The sequence below is a fragment of the Nocardia sp. BSTN01 genome (assembly GCF_015354405.1).
Lineage (GTDB): Bacteria > Actinomycetota > Actinomycetes > Mycobacteriales > Mycobacteriaceae > Nocardia.
On record NZ_JADKYP010000012.1, the window covers coordinates 106,977 to 131,466 of the forward strand.

Annotated in this window: 11 protein-coding genes; 8 read left to right on the forward strand and 3 right to left on the reverse strand. The window is 69.7% G+C overall.

Annotated features, from left to right (window positions below; genetic code table 11):
• Positions 1-106: 106 nt before the first annotated feature.
• The 4 genes from lnt to IRT45_RS13260 all read left to right on the forward strand — a co-directional run bounded on the left by lnt (position 107) and on the right by IRT45_RS13260 (position 17,604).
• On the forward strand, positions 107-1,696 hold the full coding sequence (lnt, locus tag IRT45_RS13245) for an apolipoprotein N-acyltransferase (protein ID WP_228534290.1): 1,590 nt from the start codon (positions 107-109) through the stop codon (positions 1,694-1,696).
• Between the two features lie 370 nt (positions 1,697-2,066).
• A complete protein-coding gene (locus IRT45_RS13250; protein WP_194806140.1) occupies positions 2,067-15,716 on the forward strand; it encodes a non-ribosomal peptide synthetase in 13,650 nt (4,549 codons plus the stop codon).
• Positions 15,713-16,702, forward strand: a complete 990-nt coding sequence (locus tag IRT45_RS13255; protein WP_194806141.1) for an ATP-binding cassette domain-containing protein — start codon at positions 15,713-15,715, stop codon at positions 16,700-16,702. The genes IRT45_RS13250 and IRT45_RS13255 overlap by 4 nt, the downstream gene beginning before the upstream one ends.
• Positions 16,703-16,803: 101 nt before the next feature.
• The gene (locus IRT45_RS13260) at positions 16,804-17,604 is read left to right on the forward strand and encodes an ABC transporter permease (protein ID WP_194806175.1); all 801 of its coding nucleotides are present in this window, start codon (positions 16,804-16,806) and stop codon (positions 17,602-17,604) included.
• Positions 17,605-17,669: 65 nt separating this feature from the next.
• Here the strand turns inward: IRT45_RS13260 and IRT45_RS13265 are convergent, their stop codons facing one another.
• Positions 17,670-18,005, reverse strand: coding sequence for an RNA polymerase-binding protein RbpA (locus tag IRT45_RS13265; RefSeq protein WP_062996890.1), 336 nt, complete (start codon positions 18,003-18,005; stop codon positions 17,670-17,672).
• Between the two features lie 205 nt (positions 18,006-18,210).
• On the opposite strand from IRT45_RS13265, the gene IRT45_RS36795 reads away from it, so the two are divergent.
• From IRT45_RS36795 to IRT45_RS13280, 3 genes are all read left to right on the forward strand, one after another.
• The gene (locus IRT45_RS36795) at positions 18,211-18,537 is read left to right on the forward strand and encodes a hypothetical protein (protein WP_228534267.1); all 327 of its coding nucleotides are present in this window, start codon (positions 18,211-18,213) and stop codon (positions 18,535-18,537) included.
• A 1,451-nt stretch (positions 18,538-19,988) separates the two neighbouring features.
• Complete coding sequence (locus tag IRT45_RS13275; RefSeq protein ID WP_194806143.1) at positions 19,989-21,275, forward strand: hypothetical protein; 1,287 nt, start codon at positions 19,989-19,991, stop codon at positions 21,273-21,275.
• 4 nt (positions 21,276-21,279) lie between these two features.
• Positions 21,280-22,137: a DMT family transporter gene (locus tag IRT45_RS13280; protein ID WP_194806144.1), complete on the forward strand. Its 858-nt coding sequence runs from the start codon at positions 21,280-21,282 to the stop codon at positions 22,135-22,137.
• On the opposite strand, the gene IRT45_RS13285 is transcribed toward IRT45_RS13280, so the two are convergent.
• Both IRT45_RS13285 and IRT45_RS13290 read right to left on the reverse strand, forming a co-directional pair.
• The gene (locus IRT45_RS13285; RefSeq protein WP_194806145.1) at positions 22,076-22,774 is read right to left on the reverse strand and encodes a phosphoribosylanthranilate isomerase; all 699 of its coding nucleotides are present in this window, start codon (positions 22,772-22,774) and stop codon (positions 22,076-22,078) included. The two genes, IRT45_RS13280 and IRT45_RS13285, sit on opposite strands and share 62 nt — an antisense overlap.
• An 80-nt stretch (positions 22,775-22,854) precedes the next feature.
• On the reverse strand, positions 22,855-23,835 hold the full coding sequence (locus IRT45_RS13290; RefSeq protein WP_194806146.1) for a glycosyltransferase family 9 protein: 981 nt from the start codon (positions 23,833-23,835) through the stop codon (positions 22,855-22,857).
• A gap of 221 nt (positions 23,836-24,056) precedes the next feature.
• On the opposite strand from IRT45_RS13290, the gene IRT45_RS13295 reads away from it, so the two are divergent.
• Positions 24,057-24,347: a hypothetical protein gene (locus IRT45_RS13295; protein ID WP_194806147.1), complete on the forward strand. Its 291-nt coding sequence runs from the start codon at positions 24,057-24,059 to the stop codon at positions 24,345-24,347.
• The last annotated feature ends 143 nt before the right edge of the window (positions 24,348-24,490 follow it).

Genomic DNA, 24,490 nt, shown 5'->3' on the forward strand with positions numbered 1-24,490 from the left:
ACGAGCGCCGTGGTTGGACATCGACGACGCGCCCCGGCCCGGCATGCGTGCGCCCCCGGAGCCCGGCACGGGCCGGTGCACGGTATCCCAGTAGGCTGGCGCGGTGCTGGGCGTGACGTGGCGGGTGTGGGGGAGGATCGGGGCCGCTGTCGTCGCCGGGCTGCTGGTGTTCGCGAGTTTTCCGCCCCGTACCTGCTGGTATCTCGCGCCGATCGGCATCGCGATCCTGATCCTGGTCGTGCGCGACGCGCCGAGGTTGCGCGGCGGATTCGGTTACGGGCTGCTGGCGGGGCTCGCGTTCTTCCTGCCGCTACTGCCGTGGACCGGCATCTACGTCGGGCCGGGGCCGTGGCTGGCGCTCTCGGCCGCGTGCGCGGTGTATGTCGGCCTGTTCGGGCTGCTGTCGCGGCTGGTGTGCGACCTGCCGGGCTGGCCGGTGTGGGTGGCGCTGATGTGGACGCTCACCGAATGGGGACGCTCCAGTTTTCCGTTCGGCGGATTCCCGTGGGGCCGGCTCGCTTTCGGGCAGGCCGACGGCTGGTATCTGCCGCTGGCCTGGCTCGGCGGCGCGCCGGTGGTGAGCTTCGCGGTCGCCCTGACCGGAACGGTTCTGGCCGCGCTACTGCTTCGGTTGCGTCCCCGGGCAAACGCACGGCGTGCGGTCGTAATTATCACTCTCGCAACGGTTGTGGCTATTATCCCGATTACCGGAGTGATCCTCCGGACCGCGCTGCCCGCCCCGGACGACGGAGACCGGTCGATCACGGTCGCCGCTATCCAGGGCAGCGTGCCGCGGCTGGGCCTGGACTTCAACGCCCAGCGCCGCGCCGTGCTGGACAATCACATTCGCCGTACCGAGGAACTGGCCCGCGCGGTCGCCGCGGGCACCGCGGCACAGCCGGATGTGGTGATCTGGCCGGAGAATTCCTCCGATATCGACCCGCTGCGCAATTCCGACGCCTACGACGAGATCACCGCCGCCTCCCGCGACATCCACGCCCCGATCCTGGTGGGCGCCGTCCTCGTCAACGACGACCGCACCACCACCAATTCGGTGATCGTGTGGGACGCCGACGGGCCGGGGGAGCGCCACGACAAGAAAATCATCCAGCCGTTCGGCGAATATCTGCCCTATCGCGGCTTCTTCCGCCACTTCTCCAGCTACGCCGACCGCGCCGGCTACTTCGTGCCCGGTCACGGCGACGGTGTCGTGCACGCCCGGTCGGCCGGCGGAGGCCCGATGGTCGCGATCGGCGTGGCAACCTGCTACGAGGTCGCCTTCGACCGGGCCTTCGAGGATTCGCTGCGCGCCGGTGCGCAACTGCTGACCGTCCCTACCAACAACGCCACCTTCGGCGACAGCGATATGACCTATCAGCAGCTGGCCATGTCGCGAGTGCGAGCCGTCGAACACGGCCGGGCGCTGGTGGTCGCCGCGACGACCGGCGTCAGTGCCGTTGTCACCGCCGACGGTGCGGTGCGACAGCAGACCGCCAAATTCGTGCCCGATGCACTCGAGGCGACACTGCCGTTGCGCAGCGAAACGACACCCGCGACGGCGATGGGTCCCCTCCCGGAACGCATGTTGTGTATTCTTGCTGCGGCCGTTGTCCTGGTTGCGGCTATCCGGCGGCGAACGATGCGCTCGGCGCATCGGACCGATGAGGACGTCACCGGCGACCGGGCATTCGACTGACGGCCACCGCAACTCTCCCGGACAATCACACATCGCGGGTACCCACGAATCGATCTTTCTCACACTCCGTCGATTCCGGGCCGCCCATCCGCATTCGCCGACCGGTTGCACATCCGGATGCCGCGTGCTGTCGATCTCGTCCTTGACGGGCTATCAGAGCGGAACGGCTGCGATTTGCGGTGAAATAGCTATCTAATTGCTCCATCCGCCTGTGGCGTTCGCGGCCGAAGATCACGACATCGTTACCAGTCCGGCCGCAACGGGGCTCCGAATCATAGGGCGTGGATCACGTCCTCCCGTTGGCGCGCGCTTTTCCGCCCGCGGATGGGGACCGGGGAGTTGCGTATACAGCGGCAGAACGGAGTGATTGATGAGTTCATTGGCCACCGATCGTGTCGACCAATGTGCTTCCGGCGAATTCTCAGCACAACCCTTCGCTCTGTCACCGGCGCAAACCGCCCTGTGGTACGCGCAGCGGATTCGACCCGATGTGCCACTGACCATCGCACAGTACGTGGAAATTCACGGTGATCTCGACGTGGGCCGGCTGCTCTACTCGATCGAGCGGTTCGGCACGGAATCCCAGGTGGGCCAGTTGCGCGTCGTGGAGATCGACGGCGTGCCGCAGCAGGTGGTGGATTCGGCGCATCGGCCCGGCTGGGCTCGGATAGATCTGCGCCAGGAACCCGATCCGCGCGCGGCGGCGCTGCGATGGATGAACGAGCACGCCAGCAGCCCGATCGAGATCGAACACGAGCCGCTGACCATCAACGTCGTCCTGCGCCTCGGCGACCAGGACTACATCTGGTACTGCCGTGCTCACCACATCGTCATCGACGGCTACGGCGCCATGAACGCGCTGACCCGCACCGCCGAGATCTACACCGCGCTGGAGAATCACACCGAGCCCTCGGTCTCGCGGGCCACCCCGCTGGCGGAGATCTATGCGGGGGAGTCGCAGTACCGGGAGTCGAGCCGCTATCGGGCCGATCAGGAGTACTGGCGTGAGCAGCTGGTGGGGGTGGGCGCGCCGCTGACACTGTCGTCGTCGGGGATCGCCTCGTCCACCCCGGATCCCGGCCGGCGCATCGCGGCGGCCGTGCTCGACGCCGATACCGAGGCCGAACTCGCCACTGCCGCTGCCACATTCGACTCGCAGAACTCGGCACTGGTGGTCGCGGCGCTGGCGGGGTACGTGCGCGCGGCGACCGGCACCTCCGATGTGGTGCTGAGCCTGCCGATGTCCGCGCGGACCACGGTCGCGCTGCGCCGCTCGGCCGGCGTGGTGTCGAACGTGGTGCCGATCCGGGTGCGCTTCGACGCCGGCACCACGGTCGCCGACGTCGTCAAGGCGACCGAACTGCAGATCACCGGCGCCCTACGGCACCAGCGTTACCGCCACGACGACATCAGACGCGACTGCGGTTATTCGCGCGATGCCCGCGGCTTCTTCGGCCCGATGGTCAACATCATGCTCTTCCACAGCGAGCTGAACTTCGGCAGCTTCGTCGGCTCGCTGAACGTGCTGTCCACCGGCCCGGTCGAGGATCTGTCGATCAACCTCTACAACGGCGAGGGCGGGCGCATCCACGTCGATTTCGAGGCCAATCCTCAGCTCTACGGCGCGGCCGAGCTGACACGTCACCATGAGCGGTTCCTCGACTATCTGAACCGCTTCCTCACCGCCGATCCGGCCGAGCCGATCGCGGCGGTGCCGGTGATCACCGACGCCGAACGCGACGAGGTGCTGCGGCAGTGGAACGCGACCGCCGTGCCGGAGCAGCCAGGGACCCTCGCCGATCGGTTCGGGGCGCAGGCACGGGCCACGCCGAATGCGATCGCGCTCGAATTCGACGGCGACACACTGACTTACGAACAGCTACGACAGCGCGCGGATCGGCTGGCGCGCATGCTGATCGCCCGCGGCGCCGGACCCGACACGGTCGTGGGCCTGGCCATGCGGCGCAGTCTCGACCTGGTGGTCGGGATGTACGCCATCGTGCGCGCGGGGGCGGCCTATCTGCCGATCGATCCCGATCATCCGGCCGAGCGCACCGCGCACATCCTCGACCAGGCCGCCCCGCTGTGCGTACTGACCGCGGCCCGGGACGAGGCCGACCTGCCCGGCGACGTCGCGGTGATCGATGTGCAGCAGCTCGGCACGGCCGATTCCGGCGCCGAACCGCCGATCACCGACGCCGACCGGCGCGCACCGCTGCGCCGCGACCACCTGGCGTACGTGATCTTCACCTCCGGCTCGACCGGTAAACCCAAGGGCGTCGGCATCACCCACGCCGCCATCGTGAACCGCCTGGCGTGGATGCAGCACCGCTATCCGCTCGACGACAGCGACACCGTCCTGCAGAAGACTCCCGCGACCTTCGACGTGTCGGTATGGGAGTTCTTCTGGCCGTTGCAGATCGGCGCGCGGCTGGTGATCGCGGCACCGGACGGCCACCGCGATCCGGCTTATCTCGCGCGGATCATCGCCGAAAAGGGCGTGACCACCGCCCATTTCGTGCCCTCGATGCTGTCGGTGTTCGTCACCGACACCGATGTGCGCGGCTGCGACGGACTGCGCCGGGTGTTCTGCAGCGGTGAGGCGCTGCCCGCGGCGACCGTGCGTGATTTCCACGCCGTCGTTCCCGGCGCGCGGCGGGCCGGATCCCCGGCATCGGCCGACGGCGCGCAGTTGCACAATCTGTACGGGCCCACCGAGGCGGCCGTCGACGTCACCTATTGGGCGTGCGCGCCGGAGAACGACGTCGTCCCGATCGGCGCGCCGGTCTGGAACACCCAGGTCTACGTCCTCGACGAGACGTTGCGACCGGTCGCGCCCGGTGTGATCGGCGAACTGTATCTGGCCGGCGTGCAGCTGGCCCGCGGTTACCTGGGCCGCCCCGCCCTGACCGCCGACCGCTTCGTCGCCAATCCGTTCACACCCGGCGAGCGCATGTATCGCACCGGCGACCTGGTGCGCTGGCGGATGGATCCGATCCCCCCGGCGACCGGCGCGGACCGGCTGCCCGCGGTCCTGGAATACCTGGGGCGCAGTGACTTCCAGGTCAAGATCCGCGGCCAGCGAATCGAACTCGGCGAGGTCGAGGCGGCACTGCTGGCCGACGAGCGGATCGCCCGCGCGGTCTGCGTCGCCCACACCACGCCGGGCGGAGACGAGCTGGTCGGCTATGTGGTGGCCGCGCCGGGGCACACCGTCGACAGCGTCGCCATGATCGCCGACCTCCGTGGCGTACTGCCCGGGTACATGGTGCCCACCGTGATCGTCGTACTCGGCGAAATGCCGTTGAGCGCCAACGGAAAGATCGACCGCAAGGCGCTGCCCGCACCGGAGGCGCCCGCGCGCCGCGGCGGCGACAGCATCGTCGAGCCGCGCACGGCCACCGAACGGCAGATCGCCGCCCTGTTCACCGAGGTCCTCGGCTGCGAGAGCCTGGGCGTCGAGGACAGCTTCTTCGACCTCGGTGGCAATTCGCTGTCCGCCGCACGGGCCGTGGCGCGGATCAACGCCGCCTTCGGCTCCGGGCTGACCATCCGGGATCTGTTCGAATCGCCGACGGTCGCCCAGCTCGCCGAGCGGATCGGTGAGCACGGCGTCGACCGGTCCTCCCCGAAACTGGTGGCCGGCCCACGGCCGCAACGCATTCCGCTCTCGCTCGCGCAGCAGCGGCTGTGGATCCTCAATCGTTTCGCCGAACACGCCGGCGCCTACAACATGCCGCTGGCCGTCGAGCTGACCGGACCGCTCGAGGTCGAGGTGCTGCGCGCCGCACTGCTCGACGTGCTCGAACGGCACGAGAGCCTGCGCACCACCTTCCCCGATTCGCCGACCGGCCCGACCCAGGTGATCCACGAGCCCGCCGAGATCCCGCTGAACCTCGAGCCGATCGACGTCACCGGTGCCGACGCGCTCGCGCTGGCCACCGAATACGCCGGATACGGCTTCGATCTGCGCAGTCAGGCGCCGATCCGGGTGGCGCTGTACGCCACCGGACCCGACGTACACGTCTTCCTCATCGTCCTGCACCACATCTGCGGCGACGGCTGGTCGGTGGCGCCGCTGGCTCGCGATCTGATGGGTGCGGTCGCCGCGCGCACCACCGGACAGGCCCCGCACTGGGCGCCGCTGCCGGTGCAGTACGCCGACTTCGCGCTGTGGCAGCGCGAACTGCTGGGCGACGAGACCGATCCCACCAGTGCGCTGGCGCGGCAGCTGGCCTACTGGCGCACCGCCCTGGCCGAACTGCCCGATCAGCTGGACCTTCCGCTGGATCGCCCGCGCCCGCGGCAGCGCGATACCGCCGGTGGCCGAGTCGAATTCACGATTCCGGCCGAAACCCGCCGCGCGGTCGCCGACGTGGCCGCCGAGCGCGGCGTCAGCACGTTCATGATCATGCACGCGGCGTTGGCGAGCCTGCTCTCGCGTCTGTGCAACACCACCGATATCGCCATCGGCACCCCGATCGCCGGGCGCTCCGATCCGGCGCTCGACGATCTGGTCGGCATGTTCGTCAACACTCTGGTGCTGCGCACCGAGGTCGACCCGGCCACCGGATTCGACCGCATGCTCGATCGCGTCCGCGAAACCGACCTCGATGCCTTCGCCAATGCCGATGTGCCGTTCGAGCGGCTGGTCGAGGTCGTCAACCCGTCCCGCGACGCCGGCCGCCACCCGCTGTTCCAGGTGATGCTGTCCTACGAGAACTCGCCCGAACTGCGGGTCGACCTGCCCGGTCTCAGTGCCCGGGTGCTGCCGATGGACGTCGGTGTCGCGAAATTCGATCTCCAACTGATCGTCCACGACAGCGATGCCGCCGATGCCGAGGACGGCCCGCTGAGCGCCGAATTCGGTTACGCCGCCGACGTTTTCGACCATGCCACCGTGCAGGCCGTGGCCCGGCGTTTCGTCCGGCTGCTCGACGCCGCGGTCGTCGCGCCGGAGACCGCGGTCGGTGATCTGCCGATCCTCGACGCCCGCGAGATCGGCAATCTGGTGCCGATCGCCGGTGCGCCGGGCGTGCCGCCGCTGAGCCTGGCGCGGCTGCTGCACGAAACCGCGGAGCGGGTCCCGGATCTGGTCGCGGTCCGATACCGGGGCCGCGACACCACCTACCGGGAGATCGACGAGGCCTCCAACCGGCTGGCCCGGGTGCTGATCGAACACGGCGCCGGACCCGAGGTGGTGGTCGCTATCGCCTTGCCGCGCAGCCTGGCCTCGATCACCGCGATCTGGGCGGTCGCCAAGACCGGCGCGGCCTATGTGCCGGTCGACCCCGGCTATCCCGCAGAACGCATCGAGCACATGCTCAGCGATTCCGGTGCGATGCTCGGCCTGACCGACGCCCCCAGCCACGCCGCCATGCCGGAACGGCCGATGCACCGTGGCCGGCACCGCAAACAGGGCGCCGACTGGCTGCTGCTGGATTCTCCCGTCCTCACCCATGCCCTGGCGCGGGTCTCGTCGGCGCCGGTCACCGATCGGGATCGGCTACTGCCGCTGCGCATTTCGCATCCGGCATATCTGATCTACACCTCCGGTTCGACCGGCAAACCCAAGGCTGTCGTGGTCACCCACGGCGGTATCGCCTCGCTGGCGCACGAGCAGATGCATCTGTTCAAAGTCAACGATATGGCGCGCACGCTGCACTTCTCCTCGCCCTCCTTCGACGCCTCGGTACTCGAACTGCTACTGGGTTTCGCCGCGGGCGCAACGATCGTGGTCGCCCCGGCCGGACTCTACGGCGGCGCCGAACTCGCGCGGCTGCTGCGCGACGAGCGGATCACCCACGCGTTCATCACCCCGGCCGCGTTGGCGACCGTATCGCCGGACGGCCTCGATGATCTCGAGGCCGTGATCGTCGGCGGTGATGCGTGCCCGGAGGATCTGGTCCGCACCTGGACCGCCGGACATCGCATGCACAACATGTACGGGCCGTCCGAGGCGACCGTCGCCGCCACCGCCAGCGACCCGATGGTCGCGGGCCGCCCCGTCCCGATCGGCAAACCGGTGCGCGGGATGCGGCTGTTCATCCTGGACCACCGGCTGCATCCGGTGCCGCCCGGCGTCGCGGGGGAGTTGTACATCTCCGGCCCCGGCCTGGCCCGCGGCTACCTCGGCCGCCACGGGCTGACCTCGACCCGGTTCCCGGCGAATCCGCACGGGCGCCGCGGCGAACGCATGTATCGCACCGGTGATCTCGTGATGACCGACGGGAACGGTGTGCTGCGCTTCTTGGGTCGCGCGGACGATCAGGTGAAGATTCGCGGTTTCCGCATCGAGCTGCGCGAAATCGACCATGTGCTGCGCGCGCACCCGGGTGTGCGATTCGCGATGACCGTCGTGCACACCGGTGAGCACGGGGCCGCCCGGCTGGCCGCGTACCTGGCCGCCGACGCCGGCGCCGACGTCGACCCGGCCGAGGTGCGCGAGACCGCGCGCCGCCATCTGCCCGCCTATATGGTGCCCGCCGCGATCACGGTGCTGGACCGGGTACCGGTGACTCCGGCCGGCAAGGTCGACCGCAAGGCGCTGCCCGCGCCCGTCTTCACCTCCGCCGGGCCGACGCGGGCGCCGGAATCGGAGCTCGAGAAGCGGGTCGCGCAGGTCTTCGCGACGGTGCTCGGCCATGCCGTACCCGGCGCCGAGGACAGCTTCTTCGACGCCGGCGGCAACTCGCTGCTGGCGACGCGGCTCACCGCCGCGCTGCACGCCGAATTCGGTGTCGAACTGCCGGTCCGGGCCGTCTTCGAAACGCCCACCGTGGCCGGGGTCGCGGCCCACCTGGAAGACGCGCCGCGCACGAACCGGGTGGCGCTGACACAGTACGACCCGCGCCCCGCCCGGATTCCGCTGTCGTTGCCGCAGCAGCGCATGTGGTTCCTGAACCGCTACGCACCCGAATCCAGCGCCTACAACATCGCTTTCGCGTTGCGCATCGACGGCGACCCGGATCTGCCCGCACTGCGCGCCGCCTTGGCCGATCTGGTCGACCGGCACGAGGTGCTGCGCACGATCTTCCCCGAGGATCAGGCCGGCCCGTATCAGCTGGTTCTCGGCTCCGACCGCTGCCTGCCGGTGCTGGAACCCGTGGTGACCGACGAACGCGGCTCTCAGCTGGCGCTGCGCGGCCTGGCCCAGCGCGGATTCGACCTCACCCGCGAGATCCCGTTGCGAATGACGGTGCTGCGCACCGGAATCCGCACCTACCAGCTGGGCATCGTGGTTCACCACATCGCCGCGGACGGCTGGTCGCTGGGACCGCTCACCACCGATCTGATGGTCGCCTACACCGCGCGCCGCGACGGCGCGGCCCCGGCGTGGGCGCCGCTGCCGGTGCAGTACGCCGATTTCAGCCTGTGGCAACGCGAATGCCTCGGTGACGTTTCCGATCCGGCCAGCGCCGCGGCCGTGCAGCTGGGGTTCTGGCGCGACACCCTCGCCGGCCTGCCGGAGGAACTGCCGCTGCCCTACGACCGGCCGCGTCCGGCCGAGCCGACCAACCGTGCGGGCACCGTCCGGATCCGGATGCCGGAAGAACTGCGCGAGCGGCTCGACGACCTGGCCCGCGCACAGGGTGTGAGCATGTTCATGGTGCTGCGCTCAGCGCTGGCGGTGGTGCTGCGCATCGTCACCGGCGGCCGCGACATCGTCATCGGCACGCCGGTGGCCGGGCGTGCCGACACCCGCCTCGACGACCTGGTCGGCATGTTCGTCAACACCCTGATGCTGCGCTCGGACGTCGATCCCGACCAGACCTTCGCCGATCAGCTGCGCGCCGACCGCGACGGTGAACTCGCCGCCATGTCGCATGCGGAACTGCCGTTCGAGCGCATCGTCGAGGAACTCGGCCGCGACAACGGCGGAGTGCGGCCGCTGCTGCAGGTCGCGCTCATCGTGCAGGACACCACACCACCGGCCCTCGAACTGCCCGGGCTGCGGTTGCGGGCCCAGGAACTCGACATCGCGGTGGCCAAGTTCGATCTGGAACTGCGGGTGCCCGCCGATGCCGGTGACCTCGAAATGGTCTATGCCGCAGAGCTTTTCGACGAGGACACGGTCTGCACGCTGGCCGAGCGGCTGCTGCTGGTGCTGGATTCGGTCAGCGCCGACGCCCACGTCCGGGTGCGCGACATCGATGCGCGTACCGACATCGAACGCACGCACTTCACCCCGCGCCGTGGCCCGGCCGCCACCCCGCAGTGCAGCCTGGCGAACTACTTCACCGCCACCGCGCACCTGCATCCGCACCGCACCGCGATCCGCAGCGGCGACCACGAGCTCAGCTACGCCGAGCTGGAGCGCTGCTCGAATCGGATCGCCCGCGCCCTGATCGCGCGCGGCGTCGGCAGCGGCGACCGGGTGGCCGTCGGGCTGACCCGGTCGATCGAATCGGTGGCCGCCGCCCTGGCCGTCACCAAAGCCGGTGCGGCGTTCGTCCCCGTCGATCCGAACTATCCGGCCGACCGCGTGCGGCACATGCTCACCGACTCCGGATGTGCGCTCGGCATTTCCGTGACCGCCCACCAGGAGCGGCTGCGCCGCGCCATCGAGGGCAACGGCTCGGCGCCGGGCACCGAGTGGCTGCTGCTCGACGACGCGACGCTGCGCGCCGAGCTGGACGCGCACGACGAGCGCACGATCACCGACGCCGAACGGCGGCGCACGGTGTGGACGACCGACCTGGCCTACCTGATCTACACCTCCGGTTCGACCGGAAAGCCGAAGGGCGTGGCCGTCACGCATGCCGGGCTGTCCAATTTCGCCGACGAGATCCGTGAGCGGATGCGCATCGACCGCGACGCCCGCACCCTGCATTTCGCGAGCCCGAGTTTCGATGCGGCCGTGCTGGATCTGCTGCTGGCGATCGGCGCCGGCGCCATCATGGTGATCTGCCCGCCCGACATCTACGGCGGCGACGAGCTGGCCGCCCTGATGGATCGCGAATGCATCAGCCACACCTTCATGACCCCGGCCGCGCTGGCCACCATCGACCATCGGCGCTGGCCGCTGCCGCACCTGCGCGCGATCATGGTCGGCGGCGAGGCGGTCGGCACCGATCTGATCGCGCGCTGGGCGCCGGGCCGGATGCTGTTCAACGGATACGGCCCGACCGAGACGACCATCGTGGTCACGATTTCCGACCCGATCGCGGTCGGTGACCAGGTGACCATCGGCTCGCTGGTGCGCGGGGTGCACGCGGTGGTACTCGACGAGCGGCTGCGGCCCGTCCCGATCGGCGTACCGGGCGAGTTGTATCTCGGCGGCCAGTCCGTCGCGCGCGGCTACTTCGACCGTCCCGATCTCAGCGCGGCGCGGTTCGTCGCCGACCCGTACGGGCCCGACGGCGCGCGCATGTACCGCACCGGCGATGTGGTGCGCTGGCGCGCCGACGGCGCGATCGTCTACCTCGGCCGCAGCGACCACCAGGTGAAGCTGCGCGGTTTCCGCATCGAACTCGGTGAGATCACCGAGGTGCTGGCCGCGCACCCGGCGCTGCGGTTCGCCCACACCGAGGTGCGCGAGATCGCCGGCACACCGCGGATCGTGTCCTACGTCCAGCCCGCCGAACCCGGCGCCGACATCGACGTCGAGGCGCTGCGGACCCATGTGGCCGCGCACCTGCCGGCGCATATGGTGCCCGGCAGCGTCACCGTGCTGGACCGGATTCCGCTGACCCCGGTCGGCAAACTCGACCGCGACGCGCTGCCGGAACCGCAGCAGATCACCACCGCGGCGCGGGAACCGGGCACCGACACCGAACGCCTGGTCGCGCAGGTGATGGCCGAGTTGATCGGCGCAGAATCCGTCGGCGCGGACGACAATTTCTTCGAGATCGGCGGAAACTCGCTGCTGGCAACGCAATTGGTGGCCCGGCTGAGCGACGCGACCGGGGTGCGGGTGCAGGTGCGGTCGGTCTTCGGCGCCCCGACCGTGGCCGAACTCGCCGCCCTGCTCGACGGCGGCACGGGCGAGGGCGACCACGGCCCCGCCCTGACCCGGCGTGAGCGCCCGGCCCGGGTGCCGCTCTCGGCGGCGCAGCGGCGGCTGTGGTTCCTCAACCGGTTCAACGCCTCCTCGGCCGAGGATCTGTCCGGTGTCTACAACGTGCCGGTCGCCCTGCGGATGCGTGGTGCGCTGGACGTGGCGGCGTTGCGCGCGGCGCTGCACGCGGTGCAGCGGCGGCACGAAACGTTGCGCACGGTCTTCCCGGAAGTCGAGGGCGAGCCGTACCAGCGGGTGCTCGCACCCGGCGAGGCCGCGGTGGCACTGCCGGTCGTCGACGTCGACGAGGGCGAAATCGCCGGCACCGTAAGGACTTTCGCGGCTGCCGGATTCGACCTCGCGTCGACCGCACCGCTGCGGGCGCAGCTGCTGCGCATCGCCGCCGACGATCACGTCCTGGTCCTTGTCGTCCACCACATCGCCATGGACGGCTGGTCGCTGGAACCGCTGGCCGCCGATATCGCGGGTGCGTACCGGTCGTATGCGGCCGGCTCGGCGCCGGAATGGGACGAGCTGCCCGTCCAGTACGCCGATTACACGCTGTGGCTGCAGGACACGCTGGGCGCGGAGGACGATCCGGAATCGCCGATCAGCCGCCAGCTCGACTACTGGCACGAGGCGCTGGACGGTCTTCCCGAACTGTTGCCGCTGCCCACCGACCGGCGCCGCCCGGCGACGCCGAGCTACCGCGGCGGCACGGTGGATTGCGTCCTCGACGCCGTCACCCACCGCGAACTGCAGGTCGTCGCCGCCCGCCACGGTGTCACGATGTTCATGGTCCTGCACGCCGCGCTGGCCTCGCTGCTGCACCGGATCAGCACCGAACACGACATCACCGTCGGCACGCCGATCGCCGGACGCGGACAGCAGGCCCTCGATCCGATGGTCGGCATGTTCGTCGGCACCCTGGTGCTGCGCACGCCGGTGAGCGGCGCGCAGACCTTCGCCGATCTGCTCCGCGCCGTGCGCGACACCGACCTCGAGGCCTTCGCGCATGCGGACGTGCCGTTCGAGCGGCTGGTCGAGGTGCTCAATCCGGCGCGCTCGCAGGCGCATCACCCGATGTTCCAGGTGATGCTCTCGGTGCGGAATCAGCCGGTACGCAGCCTGGAACTGCCGGAGCTGACGATCGAGGCGTGCGACGCCGATCCGGGGATCGCGAAATTCGATCTGCAGTTCACCCTCACCGAATCGTGGACCGAACAGCGGGAACCGGCCGGGATCACGGTCTCGGTGAATTTCGCCCGCGACCTGTTCGACGACACGACCGCCGCCCGCCTCGGCGCGCGTTTCGCCCGGTTGCTGCGGGCCGCGGCCACGAATCCCGAACTGCCGGTGGGTGATCTGGAACTGCTCGACCCCACCGAATGGACGACGCTGGCGCCGGTGCGGGGTGCGCTCGCCGGGCGGCCGGGAACGCTGCCCGAGGTCTTCGCCGCCGCGGTGGCCGTCGATCCGCGGGCGATCGCCCTGCGCACCGAAGACGCCGAGATCAGCTACGGTGCGCTCGACCGGTGGACCAACCGGCTGGCCCGGGTGCTGATCTCGCTCGGTGCCGGACCGGAAACGCTGGTGGCCCTGGGTATTCCGCGGTCGATGGAATCGGTGGCGGTGACCCTGGCGGTGGCCAAGGCGGGTGCGGCGTTCGTGCCGGTCGACCCGAACTACCCCGAACACCGCATCGCCCACATGCTCACCGATTCCGGTGCCAGCCTGGGCATTACGCTCGCCGCCCACCGCGATCGGATGCCCGCGGGCGCCGAATGGGCGGTCCTGGACGCGCCGGCTCTGCAGGAGCGTGTGCTGCGCGCCTCCGATGCGCCGATCGCGCCACACGAGCGGCGGGGCCGGTTGCGCATCGAGAACCCGGCCTACGTCATCTACACCTCCGGCTCGACCGGCACCCCGAAGGGTGTGGTGGTCACCCACGGCGGTCTGTCGAATTTCGCCGCCGAAACCGCCGAACGGTTCGACGTGCGACCCGACAGCCGGGTGCTGCACTTCGCCACCCCGAGCTTCGACGCCGCCATGCTGGATCTGCTGTTCGCGCTGGGCGGGGCGGCGACGCTGGTCATCGCGCCCACCGGGGTGTACGGCGGTCCGGATCTGGCGCGGTTGCTGGCCGAGGAGGACATCACCCACGCGTTCATCACCACCGCCGCGCTCGGCACGGTGGATCCGACCGGCCTCGACTCGTTCCGGCACGTGCTCGTCGGCGGCGAGGCGCTGCCGCCGGAGCTGGTGGCGCGCTGGGCGCCCGGCCGGAACCTGCACAACGTGTACGGACCGACCGAGACGACCATCGTCACCCTGATGGCCCCGCCGATCGCACCGGGTGCGCCGATCACCATCGGCGAACCGATCCGCGGCGTGCACGCGGTGGTGCTGGATTCGCGGCTGCATCCGACCCCGGCCGGCGTGGTCGGCGAACTGTACCTGTCGGGTCCGGCGCTGGCGCGTGGGTACCACCACCGCACCGGGCTCAGCGCCCAGCGGTTCGTGGCCAACCCGTTCGGCAAACCGGGCGAACGCATGTACCGCACAGGCGACCTGGTGCGCTGGGTGCAGCGCGGCGGCCGCGCCGAGGTCGAATACGTGGGCCGCACCGACCACCAGGTCAAGATTCGCGGTTTCCGGATCGAACTCGGCGAGATCGACGCCGCGCTGCACCGCCACGACCAGGTCGAATGGGCCACCACGATCGGTCACCGCACCGCCGCGGGCGCCACCGCGCTGGTCTCGTATGTGAAAGCGCGCGCCGGCACGAATCCGACGGCGGCGCAGCTGCGCACCCATGTGGCCGGTCTGGTGCCGAGTTATATGGTGCCGCAATCGATCATGCTGCTGGAGTCGGTGCCGTTGAGCCCGGTCGGCAAGCTGGATCGCAAAGCGCTTCCCGAACCGGTCTTCGCCGCCGAACACGGCTACCGCGCGCCGTCGGGCCCGCTGGAGACGGCCGTCTGCGCCGCCTTCGCCGAGGTGCTGGGGGTCGAGAAGGTCGGCGCCGACGACGGGTTCTTCGATCTGGGCGGCAACTCGCTGCTCGCGACGAAGGTGGTGGCCCAGTTGCGTTCGGCCGGAATCGAGATGCCGGTGCAGCTGATGTTCGCCGAGTCCACCCCGGCCGGTATCGCCCGGCAGCTGGCGGCCTCCGGTGAGGATGTGCTGGCGGTCGCGATGCAGCCGCTGTTGCCGATCCGGCCCGTGAGCGAGTCGATGGTGGAGCCGCTGTTCTGCGTGCATCCGGCGATCGGGCTGTCGTGGTGCTACGCGGGCCTGCTGGCGCATCTGCCCGGCGACCGCCCGGTCTACGGGCTGCAGGCCCCGCACATCACCGGTGCGCAGGAGCACGACTCCATCCGGGCGGCCGCGAAAGATTATGTCGCGCATATGCGTTCGGTGCAGCCGGAGGGGCCGTACCATCTGCTCGGCTGGTCGCTGGGTGGTCTGATCGCGCACGAGATCGCGGTCCAGCTGCAGGACGCGGGCCAGCAGGTGGCGCTGCTGGCGATGATGGACAGCTACCAGCTCGGCGATCGCTGGCTCGACCAGGCGATGCCGGGCGTGGCCGACATCATCGGCGAATTCGGCAGCGATCTGCTCGGTGGCGACCACGGCGTGGATCCGGGTCTGACCCTGGACGAGGCGGCCGAGCTGCTGCGCAACCGGCCCGGCCCGTTCGCGGCGCTGACGATGGACCATCTGCAGCGGCTCTACACCGGATACGCCAACGGCACGGTGCAGGCGAACGGATTCCGGCCGCGGGTCTTCGACGGTGATCTGCTGTTCTTCACCGCCGCCGACGACGAGATCAACCTCGCCGACCCGCAACGCTGCGCCGCGGCGTGGGAGCCGTTCGTGACGGGTGTGATCTCCGACCGCAAACTGCGCTGCCGGCATTCCGGCATGACGACGCCGGAAGCGCTGGCCGTCATCGGCCCGGTGCTGCGGCAACAACTCGAGGCCGCCGCCGGCGGCGACACGGAGGAGACGCTGTGAGTTTGGCAGTGGAAGTCACCGATCTGGTCAAGACCTACGGTAAGGCCCGGGTGCTCGACGGCATCGATCTGGAGATCCCCTCGGGGACCGTGATGGGTCTGCTGGGTCCCAACGGCGCCGGGAAGACGACGACGGTCCGGATCGTCACCACCCTGTTGAAACCGACCTCCGGCAACGTCCGGGTCGCCGGGGTCGACGTGGTGCATCATCCGGCGCAGGTGCGCACCCGGATCGGGCTGTCGGGGCAGTACGCCGCGGTCGACGAGAACCTGTCCGGATTCGAGAACCTGCGGATGGTGGCCCGGCTGTACGGCATGGACCACAAGAAGTCCGCCGAGCGCGCGACCGAACTGCTCTCGGCGCTGGGACTGGAACACGCGGCCGGCCGGCGTGCGGGCACCTACTCCGGCGGTATGGCCCGCCGCCTGGACCTCGCCGGTGCGCTGGTGGCGCGGCCCACGGTGGTGGTACTCGACGAGCCGACCACCGGTCTGGACCCGCGCGGGCGACTCGATATGTGGAAGGTCATCGGCGATCTGGTCGACGACGGCACCACCGTGCTGCTGACCACCCAGTATCTGGAGGAGGCCGATCAGCTGGCCGACCGGATCACCGTGATCGACAAGGGCAAGGTGATCGCCCGCGGCTCCGCCGACGAATTGAAGACTTCGATCGGCGGCGACCGGCTCACCGTCACCCTCGCCGAGGGACAGGACCCCGGCCCGGCGAAGTCCGTGCTGAGCGAGGTCGGGCTCGGGGAGCCGATCCACGAACCGGGCGCCGATCACGTCTCGATCGTGGTCGGCGACGGCACCCGCACCATGGTCGAGGCACTGCGCCGGCTCGACGACGCGGGGGTGTGCGTCGTGGACGCGGAGGTGACCCGGCCGAGTCTCGACGATGTGTTCCTGTCGCTGACCGGTACGCCCGCCGAGCCGATCGAAGAATCCGAAACCGAAGACGTAGCAGAGGAGATCATGTCGTGAGTACCGTCGAAGCGGCGGTCGCCGAATCGGAGACGGCGGCAGAGCCCACGCAGACAGACGCGGCGGTGACGCGGCCCGACATCGACAGTGACGTCCATACGATCGCGGCGCCGGTCCGGGTCTTCCGCGACAGCGCGATCATCGCCTACCGCAATCTGCTCACCATCCTGCGGGTGCCGACGCTGCTGGTGACCGCGACGGTCCAGCCGTTGATGTTCGTGTTCCTGTTCGCCTACATCTTCGGGGCGTCGCTGGGCGGCGGCCAGTACCGCGAATTCCTGCTGGCCGGCATCTTCACCCAGACGGTCGCCTTCAACGCCGCGTTCACCACCGTGGGCCTGGCCAACGACCTGCAGAAGGGCATCATCGACCGGATGCGCACGCTCCCGATGTCGCGGATGGCGGTGCTGATGGGGCGCACCCTGTCCGACACGGTGGTCAACGTGGTGGCGCTGGCCGTCATGGTGGCCTGCGGTTATCTGGTCGGATGGCGGATCAACGGCTCGGTGGCCGATGCGGCGCTGGGGTTCGCGATCATCCTGCTGTTCGCGTTCGCGATGTCGTGGGTGGGCGCGCTGACCGGGCTGATCGCGCCGAATGTCGAGGTCGCCCAGAGCGCCGGGCTGATCTGGCTGTTCCCGGTCACGTTCATCTCCTCGGCCTTCATCTCCGCCGAGACGCTGCCGGGCCCGCTGCGTTCGATCGCGGAATGGAATCCGATCACCGCGGTGTCGGCATCCGGCCGGAAACTGTTCGCCAACAGCTCACCGCCGACCTTCGCCGCCCCGCACGGCTGGCCGGTCGACCACTGCGTGGAGTACGCGGTGGCGTGTTCGGTGGCGATTCTGGCCGTGGCGGTGCCGCTGGCGTTGCTGCAGTACCGCAAGGTGGCCAGCCACTAGACAGTCCCGACAGCAGAAAGTCCCCCCGCACCTCGAGTGCGGGGGGACTTTCGCTGTTTCTCGATCTACCGGCCGCGCCGGGTCTTGAGCAGGTCGAGGCGCTCCTGCAGCAGCTCCTCGAGCTCCTCCTTGGAGCGGCGTTCCAGCAGCATGTCCCAGTGGGTGCGCGGGGGCTTGACCTTCTTGGGTTCCTGGGTGGTGCCTTCGATCAGGATGCCCTCCTGACCGTTACGGCACAGCCAGGTCGGCGGGATTTCGGCGTCGTCGGCGAACGGGACGTCGAATTCCTCACCGTTGTCGGTCCGGTACCGCGCCACTCGACGTGGTGCCAGGTCGTGGTCGCGGTCCGTCTCGTAGCTCACCGCTCCGAGCCGGCTACCTCGGAGTACGCGATCTGCCATGGTGTGCGGTCCTCTCTGGCCTGTCGGCAACGTTCTACTGGACTATCAACGCGCCGGCGGCCCGATCGGTTCCCGCGACGGTCAACCGGTGCATTTTACGGTCTCGGCCGAGCCTGGCCGCTGTCGGCCCGGCCGGTAGCGGTGATTCGCCGGTTCCGGCGAGGCCCCGGCGCGGGTGGCGGGCGGGCGGCTAAGGTGTCGGGTCATGTCGCGCCGTGTGCTGTCGTCGTGCCTGTGGTGCGGCCGGGAAATCGCCGATACCGAGATCGGCCGCCGCCGCCGGTATTGCCGGCAATCCTGCCGCCAGCGCGCCTACGAACATCGCAAGGGTCTGGAGGGGACCGGCATACCGGAGGATTCGGTGGTGCTGAGCGCTCAGGAGGCCGCCGATCTCGCCGACCGCTGGTTCGCCGCCCGGTGCGCGGCCGAGGATGTCGCCACCGCCGTCGCCGAGGGCGCCGATTCCTCGGAGCTGGCCGAATTGACCGCCAACCTGGTCGCCCTCGCCAAGGACGCCGAACGGCTGCGCTGATCGTGCCGCACGCGGCTGTGCCGACCGTGCCGTAATACGGCCGCGGCCGCGCCCAGTGTCACCATGCCGAGCGCGAAAAATGCGAGCACGGTGGGGCGATCGGGATGGATCAACGGCACCGCCCGCAGCGCCTGCCACAACAGCAGCGCCACCAGCCCGCCGTAACCCAGGCCCAGCACGCCGATCAAACGGGCGCGCACCCGATCGTCGAGCCAGGGCCGCCGGCGCGCGAGCCACGCCGTGATCGCGACCGCCGCGAGCAGGAACTGGATGCCGTGCAGTCCCGCGAAATGCGGAATCCGCAGATCGCCGCCGATCGTGCTCCAATGCGTGATCGGCATATCGCCGACGCCGTCGCGTACCGGCAGGGCGGTATCGGTCACCGTATGTCCGGCCGCCAGCCGCACCGGACGGCCCTGCGCGTCACGCACGGTCTGCTCACCGGTGAAGCCCATCAGATATCCGAGCGCCATCCCGGCGACCGCGATGGCGAGCCCGGAGTGCACGGCCCGGGTGGTGGGGCGGTCGAGGACGCGCTGCCGGCACAGGATCACCGCGACGACGAGATTCGCCAGGAACAGGCCCGGGACGCCGGAGGCGAACACCATCTGGCCGATCGAATTGACCGCATCGGTTTCGGTGTCGAAGTGGCTGAAGGTGCCGCGAGCCGCCTGCACCACGATGAAACCCACATCCACGACGCCGGTGACGGCGAAAACGGTTCCCGCCCACCAGGTCACGCGCGCACCGCGATGCGGCACCGACAGCAGCCACGCCAAGGTCAGCGTGTACAGGCAGAACGCGATCCCGAACTTGCCGGGTTTGAGCCACACCGACTCACCGAGGATGCGGCGATCGTCGAACGGCATGGCGCACAGGCAGCACAGTGCGAGTGCCGCCATCGCCGCAGAGGTGCACAACAGCGGCCGGTGCCATCGGCGGACGGGGGAGGTGATCGTGGTCATGACGCGAAGGTAGGAGCGGCGATGCCCGTCGGGCGTCCCCCGAGCGTACTGTTCGGCTCTCATACTCCGGTACGGGTCGGCCGGGGGTGGAAGGCGAGCTCTGTCACGGGATTGTGTGCCGACGGTGTGTCGCCTACGGTACCGGCGCGTCGTGGATTGCAATTCCGAGTCGGGGTGGCCGCGTTCCGGCCACGGGATGGCCGCCAGGAGATAACAGGCGTATCCGCGGCTTCCGAAACCCGTGCCCGGCCGTCGTGAATCATATTCGCGGCCAGGGAATTTCGTGGCCCCGGCTGCAGCGCCAGCGGTATCACGCCTCGATATTCAACCGAAATATGCCCGCTACCAGGCAATTCGGGCGTTGTCCGGCGCCGCTGCTTGTCGGACCATCCGAGTAACTTGGCGGTTATCAGCCCCATCGAAAAATTCCGGGGCTTCGTATCAAGGGGGCGGAGGGCCGTGTCGAACATCGACGAGCGTATCCGGATGGCAGTGGAATGGCTGCGCGGCAGCCAGTTACCGCATCTCGACGGGGGTGCGGGGTGGGGGTGGATCCCCGATGTCCCGCCCAATCCGCAGAACACCGCCGAGGTGGTCTGCATCCTGCATCGCGCGGGGTGCGAAATCCCGCGTGCCGCAAAAGTTGCCATGCTGGTGCGGGCAACGGTCGTGCAACGGCCGATCGGCGACGAATGGTACTTCCGCACCCCGATCGACGTCGCGTGGCGGATCCGCGCCCTGCGTTGTCTCGGAATCGCGGAGACCGACCCCGATCTGGCCGGGGCCGTGCGAAATCTGCTGGACCAGCAGGATTCCGAAACCGGCGGCTGGCGCATGTCGGGTTTCCTCGGTCCGGTGTCGATCACCGCGACGACTGCCGCGGTCGAGGCGCTGATCGGCGGCGGGGCCTTCGACGGCGAACGCCACCAAGCCATCTCGCGGGGCATCGCCTATCTGGTGTCGTCGACGTATCAGGAGCCGCGGACGTTGCCGATGTACGCGGCGGCCCACATAGCCGCCGTGCTCGCCCGGCCGGAGATCGTCCGTATCGGTGACAAACGCGCGGAACGCGCATGCGAGCTGGCGGTCAAGCGACTGCTGACCGGACTGCGCCGGGGCGAGTGGGATATCGAGACCGAGATCTTCCGCCGTGACGATCTCGTCGACACCTGGCGCCACCTCACCCTGCACCTGGCGGTCGGGGCGGTGATCGCGGCCGACAGCCGCACCATCTTCGACCCGGCCGTGCGCGCGGCGATCGTCGCGCTGCTGGATATGCAGGAGATGGACGCCCTGGCCATCTACCGGGGCGGTTTCCGCATCTCGGACGAGGGACCGGTCACCTCCTATGCCACCACGCAGGCGCTGGAGGCACTGCTGCAGGTGCGGCCGGCGATCAACGAGCGGGTGAATCCGGCGAAGGTGTACGACGAGATCTGCCGGGTCGACGGTGCCCATCGCACCGATCCGCAGGCGATCGCCACCCTGGGCGGCCATCGCCTGCTGATGAATTCGACTGCCGGACAAGCGTTGCTGGTACTCGCGGCGTCCGCCGGGGCGACGGTGTTCGCGTTGGCGGTGAGTTTCGACACCGTATTCGGCACGGTCGGCAGCCGCGCGCTGGTGGTGTGGGGGACGGTACTCGTCGCGGTGGGCACGTATTGCGGTCTGGCGACGCGCTTTCCGCGACTACCCAAGCGGCGGGTGGCGAGCGCGGTATTCGCCGCGTTCACCGCGCTGGTCATGCCGGTGGTCACTTATCTGCTCGCCTGAGCCGATGAGCGGCCCGCTCCTGCGCATGGTCGCGGTGACCTGCCTGTGGGGTACCTCCAGCGCCCTGCTGGCGACGCTGGCCGCGCCCACCACCGCAGGCCTGGTGGCGCTCGGCGGCGCGGTGCCGCTGCTGGTGTCGGCGCGGCTGCGCGGTCAGCACCCGTGGACGACGCTGACCGCCCGTCCGGCGTTGTACTTCCGGCTGGGCGGGCTGGAGGCCACGAATCTGGCCCTGTACGTGGCGGCGCTGCGGATCGGCCCACTGCCGGTGGTGGTCGCCCTGCACCTCACCGCGCCGATGCTGATCATCGCCGCCGCACTGGTCCGTGGCCGGCGCGCGCCGACGCCGCCGGTACTGCTCGAACTGCTCCTGGTCGCGGCGGCGATCGGGCTGGTCGCCTGGCCGCACCCGGGCGGCGACCCGCAGATCGCCGCGGTGACCGGATGCGTTCTGGCGCTGGGCAGTGCGGCCTGTGTCGCAATGCTGGTCAGTGTGATCGCCCGGCACTCGGGTCCGGACCACACGATCACCTCGGCGGCGTTGCAGCTGCTGTTCGGCGGTATCGCGAGCAGTCCGCTGCTGCTGCTGGATCCCCCGTCGGGGCGGGTGGCGGTCGAGCTGGCCGCGGTGGGCGCCACCCTCCTCGGCCCCGGATTCGCGCTCTACTGGCAGGCCCTGCGGCAACTGAGCGCGGCCACGGCCAGCGTCATAGGGCTGAACGAGGCCGTGGTGGCCACCCTGGTGGGAGCGGTGGCCACCCACAGTCTGCCCACGGCGGCGACCGCCGCCGCGGGACTGCTCATTCTGATCGCGGCCGGGCTAGAGCAGCGATCGGCGCCGCGACATCGCGTGCCGCCCTGACGAATTCGGTGCAGTTCGCGGGGTCCTTGTCACCCCGGCCGTCGTCGACGCCGGAATTGACATCGACCCAGGACGGCCGGACCGCGTCGATGGCCGCGGGGACGTTGTGCGGGTTGAGTCCGCCGGCGAGCATGACCGGAAAGGCCGGGTCGTCGAACAGTTCGACGATGCGTGCGCTGATCGACCAGTCGTGGGTGCGTCCGGTGCCGCCCAGCCGGTCGGTGGATCGCGAATCCAGCACGAGCCCATCGCAATCCGGCGCCGCTCGCTCGGCGGCGCCGATCGCCTCCGGCCCGGTGACGTGGACCGCGCGGATCACCCGCCGACCGCCCGCGCCGCGCCGGACCGCGCGCGCGGTGTCGTGTGAGATCAGGCCGTGCAACTGGATGCAGTCGACGCCGATCCGATCGGCGAGGCGCAGGACCTCGCTCGCGTCGGTGAGGTGGGTGACCAGTACGCGTTCCATCGAGGAGGGCACCAGCCGGGACAATCGGTGGGCAGATTCCGGGTCGAGTTCGTCTTCGCTGAAATGCGTCGTGCCTGAAATGAATCCGGCCGCGTCCGCATCGGCTGCGACGACGGCCCGGAGATCGGACTCGCTACGGATACCGCAGATTTTCGTTCGGACGGTGATCATCGGCACACGATACTGCCCGAAGGTGTCCAGTCCGGTGGTTCGTGGCGATTACCACGCTGACCGCGCCCGCGGCGCGGAAGTCAGCCGACGCGGCGATACGCGGTGCCGCGCCGGTCGGCCTCGGCCCACCGGCGCCGGTCCAGCTGGGTGTCGACGGCCTCCACCACGTCCGGAACGGTGATCTGCAACAGGCCCGGATCGGGGGTGTCGCCGTCGCGGTCACCGGTGCGGCCCGCCCACAGCGCGATGTGGCGGCCGGACAGATGCGGCGGCGGTCCGCTGCGGCCCGGCGCGGTGGGACCGAACAGTGCCACGGTGCGGGTGCCGAATGCCGTCGCCAGATGCGCGACACCGGTATCGCCGCACACCACCAGCGCGGCCTCGGCGACGGTGGCCGACAGTTCGATGAGATTCTGCTGTCCGGCCAGCACCTGGTCGTGCGACAGGCCGGCGCGTGCGGCGATGCCGAGGGCGAGATCGCGTTCGAATTCGTCGCCGGTCACCACGACCTCTCGCCCCTGCACCAGCAGATGCCGGATCACCGCGGCGAATCGTTCACCGGGCCAGCGGCGGGCGGGTGCCCCGGCGCCCACGTGCACGACCACGCAGTCGCGGTGGCTGGTGGTGGCCACGGGCGGCACCAGGCCGAGATTGCGGCGGTCGGCGCTGATTCCGGCCGATTCCAGCAGATGGCACCAGCGGTCGATGTCGTGCATATCCGCTTGCCATTCGGGGCCGTCGAGATCGGGGAAGGCGGCATTGCGGTAACTGAGCAGCCGGGCGGGTTCGGTGCGGGCCAATTCGACGATGCCCTCGGCGCCGGAGCCTTGCAGGTTCACCGCCAGCGCGGGGGGCGCGCCGTCCCAGCGCATGGTGTGCGGGTCGGCGGCCGCGACCATTTCGTCCACCGACGTGATGAGGTCGACGATGGGTTTGAGCCGGTGCGGTGCGGCCAGCACGATGTGATCGCGCGGCCTCGCCCGGCGCAGCGCACGAAGAGCCGGGACCGCGGTGAGGAGATCACCCAGTCCACGTGCGCGCAGCACGAGTACAACCGCCACCCTCTTCTCCTAGCCATCACCAAGCGACCCAGCAGTCCCGACCCACTCGATTTCGCACCGTTGCCGCGGCACGACCGAAGAGAGCCACCTGAGGATGACTACCCGAGGCGATCCGGCGTGAAACGCGCGTATTTCCGCCGGGTCCGCGCCGGTGCTGTCGACGGCGGCGGGGGAACCGGTAACCTGAGCGGCGGTCGGGCCGAAACAAACTGGAGGATTTCATGATTCGCACCGCTGGACTCATCACCGCCGCTGTGGCGGCGGGCGCGTTCGCAGTGCTCGGCGCCGGTGCCGCGCAGGCCGCGCAGGGCACCGTCACCGTCAACGGGCAGATCTACAACAACCCGACCGGTTGCATCGAACCGCACGCCTACCAGCTCACCGTCGGCAACAGCACCGACAAGGTGATCGAGGTGCACGCCGGGCGGGGATGCACCGGACCGGTGATCGGCAAGGTCGACCCGGCCGGCATCACCATGGTGCCGCGCGGCAGCCTGCTGATCGTCGAATGATTCTCCCGTTCCGCCCCGCGTCCGAGATCGGCCGCGGGGCGGAGCCGTGTCTGCGCATGGTAAGTACGGCACCGTGCACGGCGGTCCCGTGAGAACGCCTGCGGCGGTGCGATATCCCGGGCGCTACCGGCGGGAGCATTCCT

Coding starts and splice junctions, on each gene's coding strand:
- IRT45_RS13265 (WP_062996890.1), bottom strand. CDS start 18,005: ATGGCAGATCGCGTACTCCGAGGTAGCCGGCTCGGAGCGGTGAGCTAC.
- IRT45_RS13280 (WP_194806144.1), top strand. CDS start 21,280: ATGAGCGGCCCGCTCCTGCGCATGGTCGCGGTGACCTGCCTGTGGGGT.
- IRT45_RS36795 (WP_228534267.1), top strand. CDS start 18,211: ATGTCGCGCCGTGTGCTGTCGTCGTGCCTGTGGTGCGGCCGGGAAATC.
- IRT45_RS13275 (WP_194806143.1), top strand. CDS start 19,989: ATGGCAGTGGAATGGCTGCGCGGCAGCCAGTTACCGCATCTCGACGGG.
- IRT45_RS13250 (WP_194806140.1), top strand. CDS start 2,067: ATGAGTTCATTGGCCACCGATCGTGTCGACCAATGTGCTTCCGGCGAA.
- IRT45_RS13285 (WP_194806145.1), bottom strand. CDS start 22,774: ATGATCACCGTCCGAACGAAAATCTGCGGTATCCGTAGCGAGTCCGAT.
- IRT45_RS13295 (WP_194806147.1), top strand. CDS start 24,057: ATGATTCGCACCGCTGGACTCATCACCGCCGCTGTGGCGGCGGGCGCG.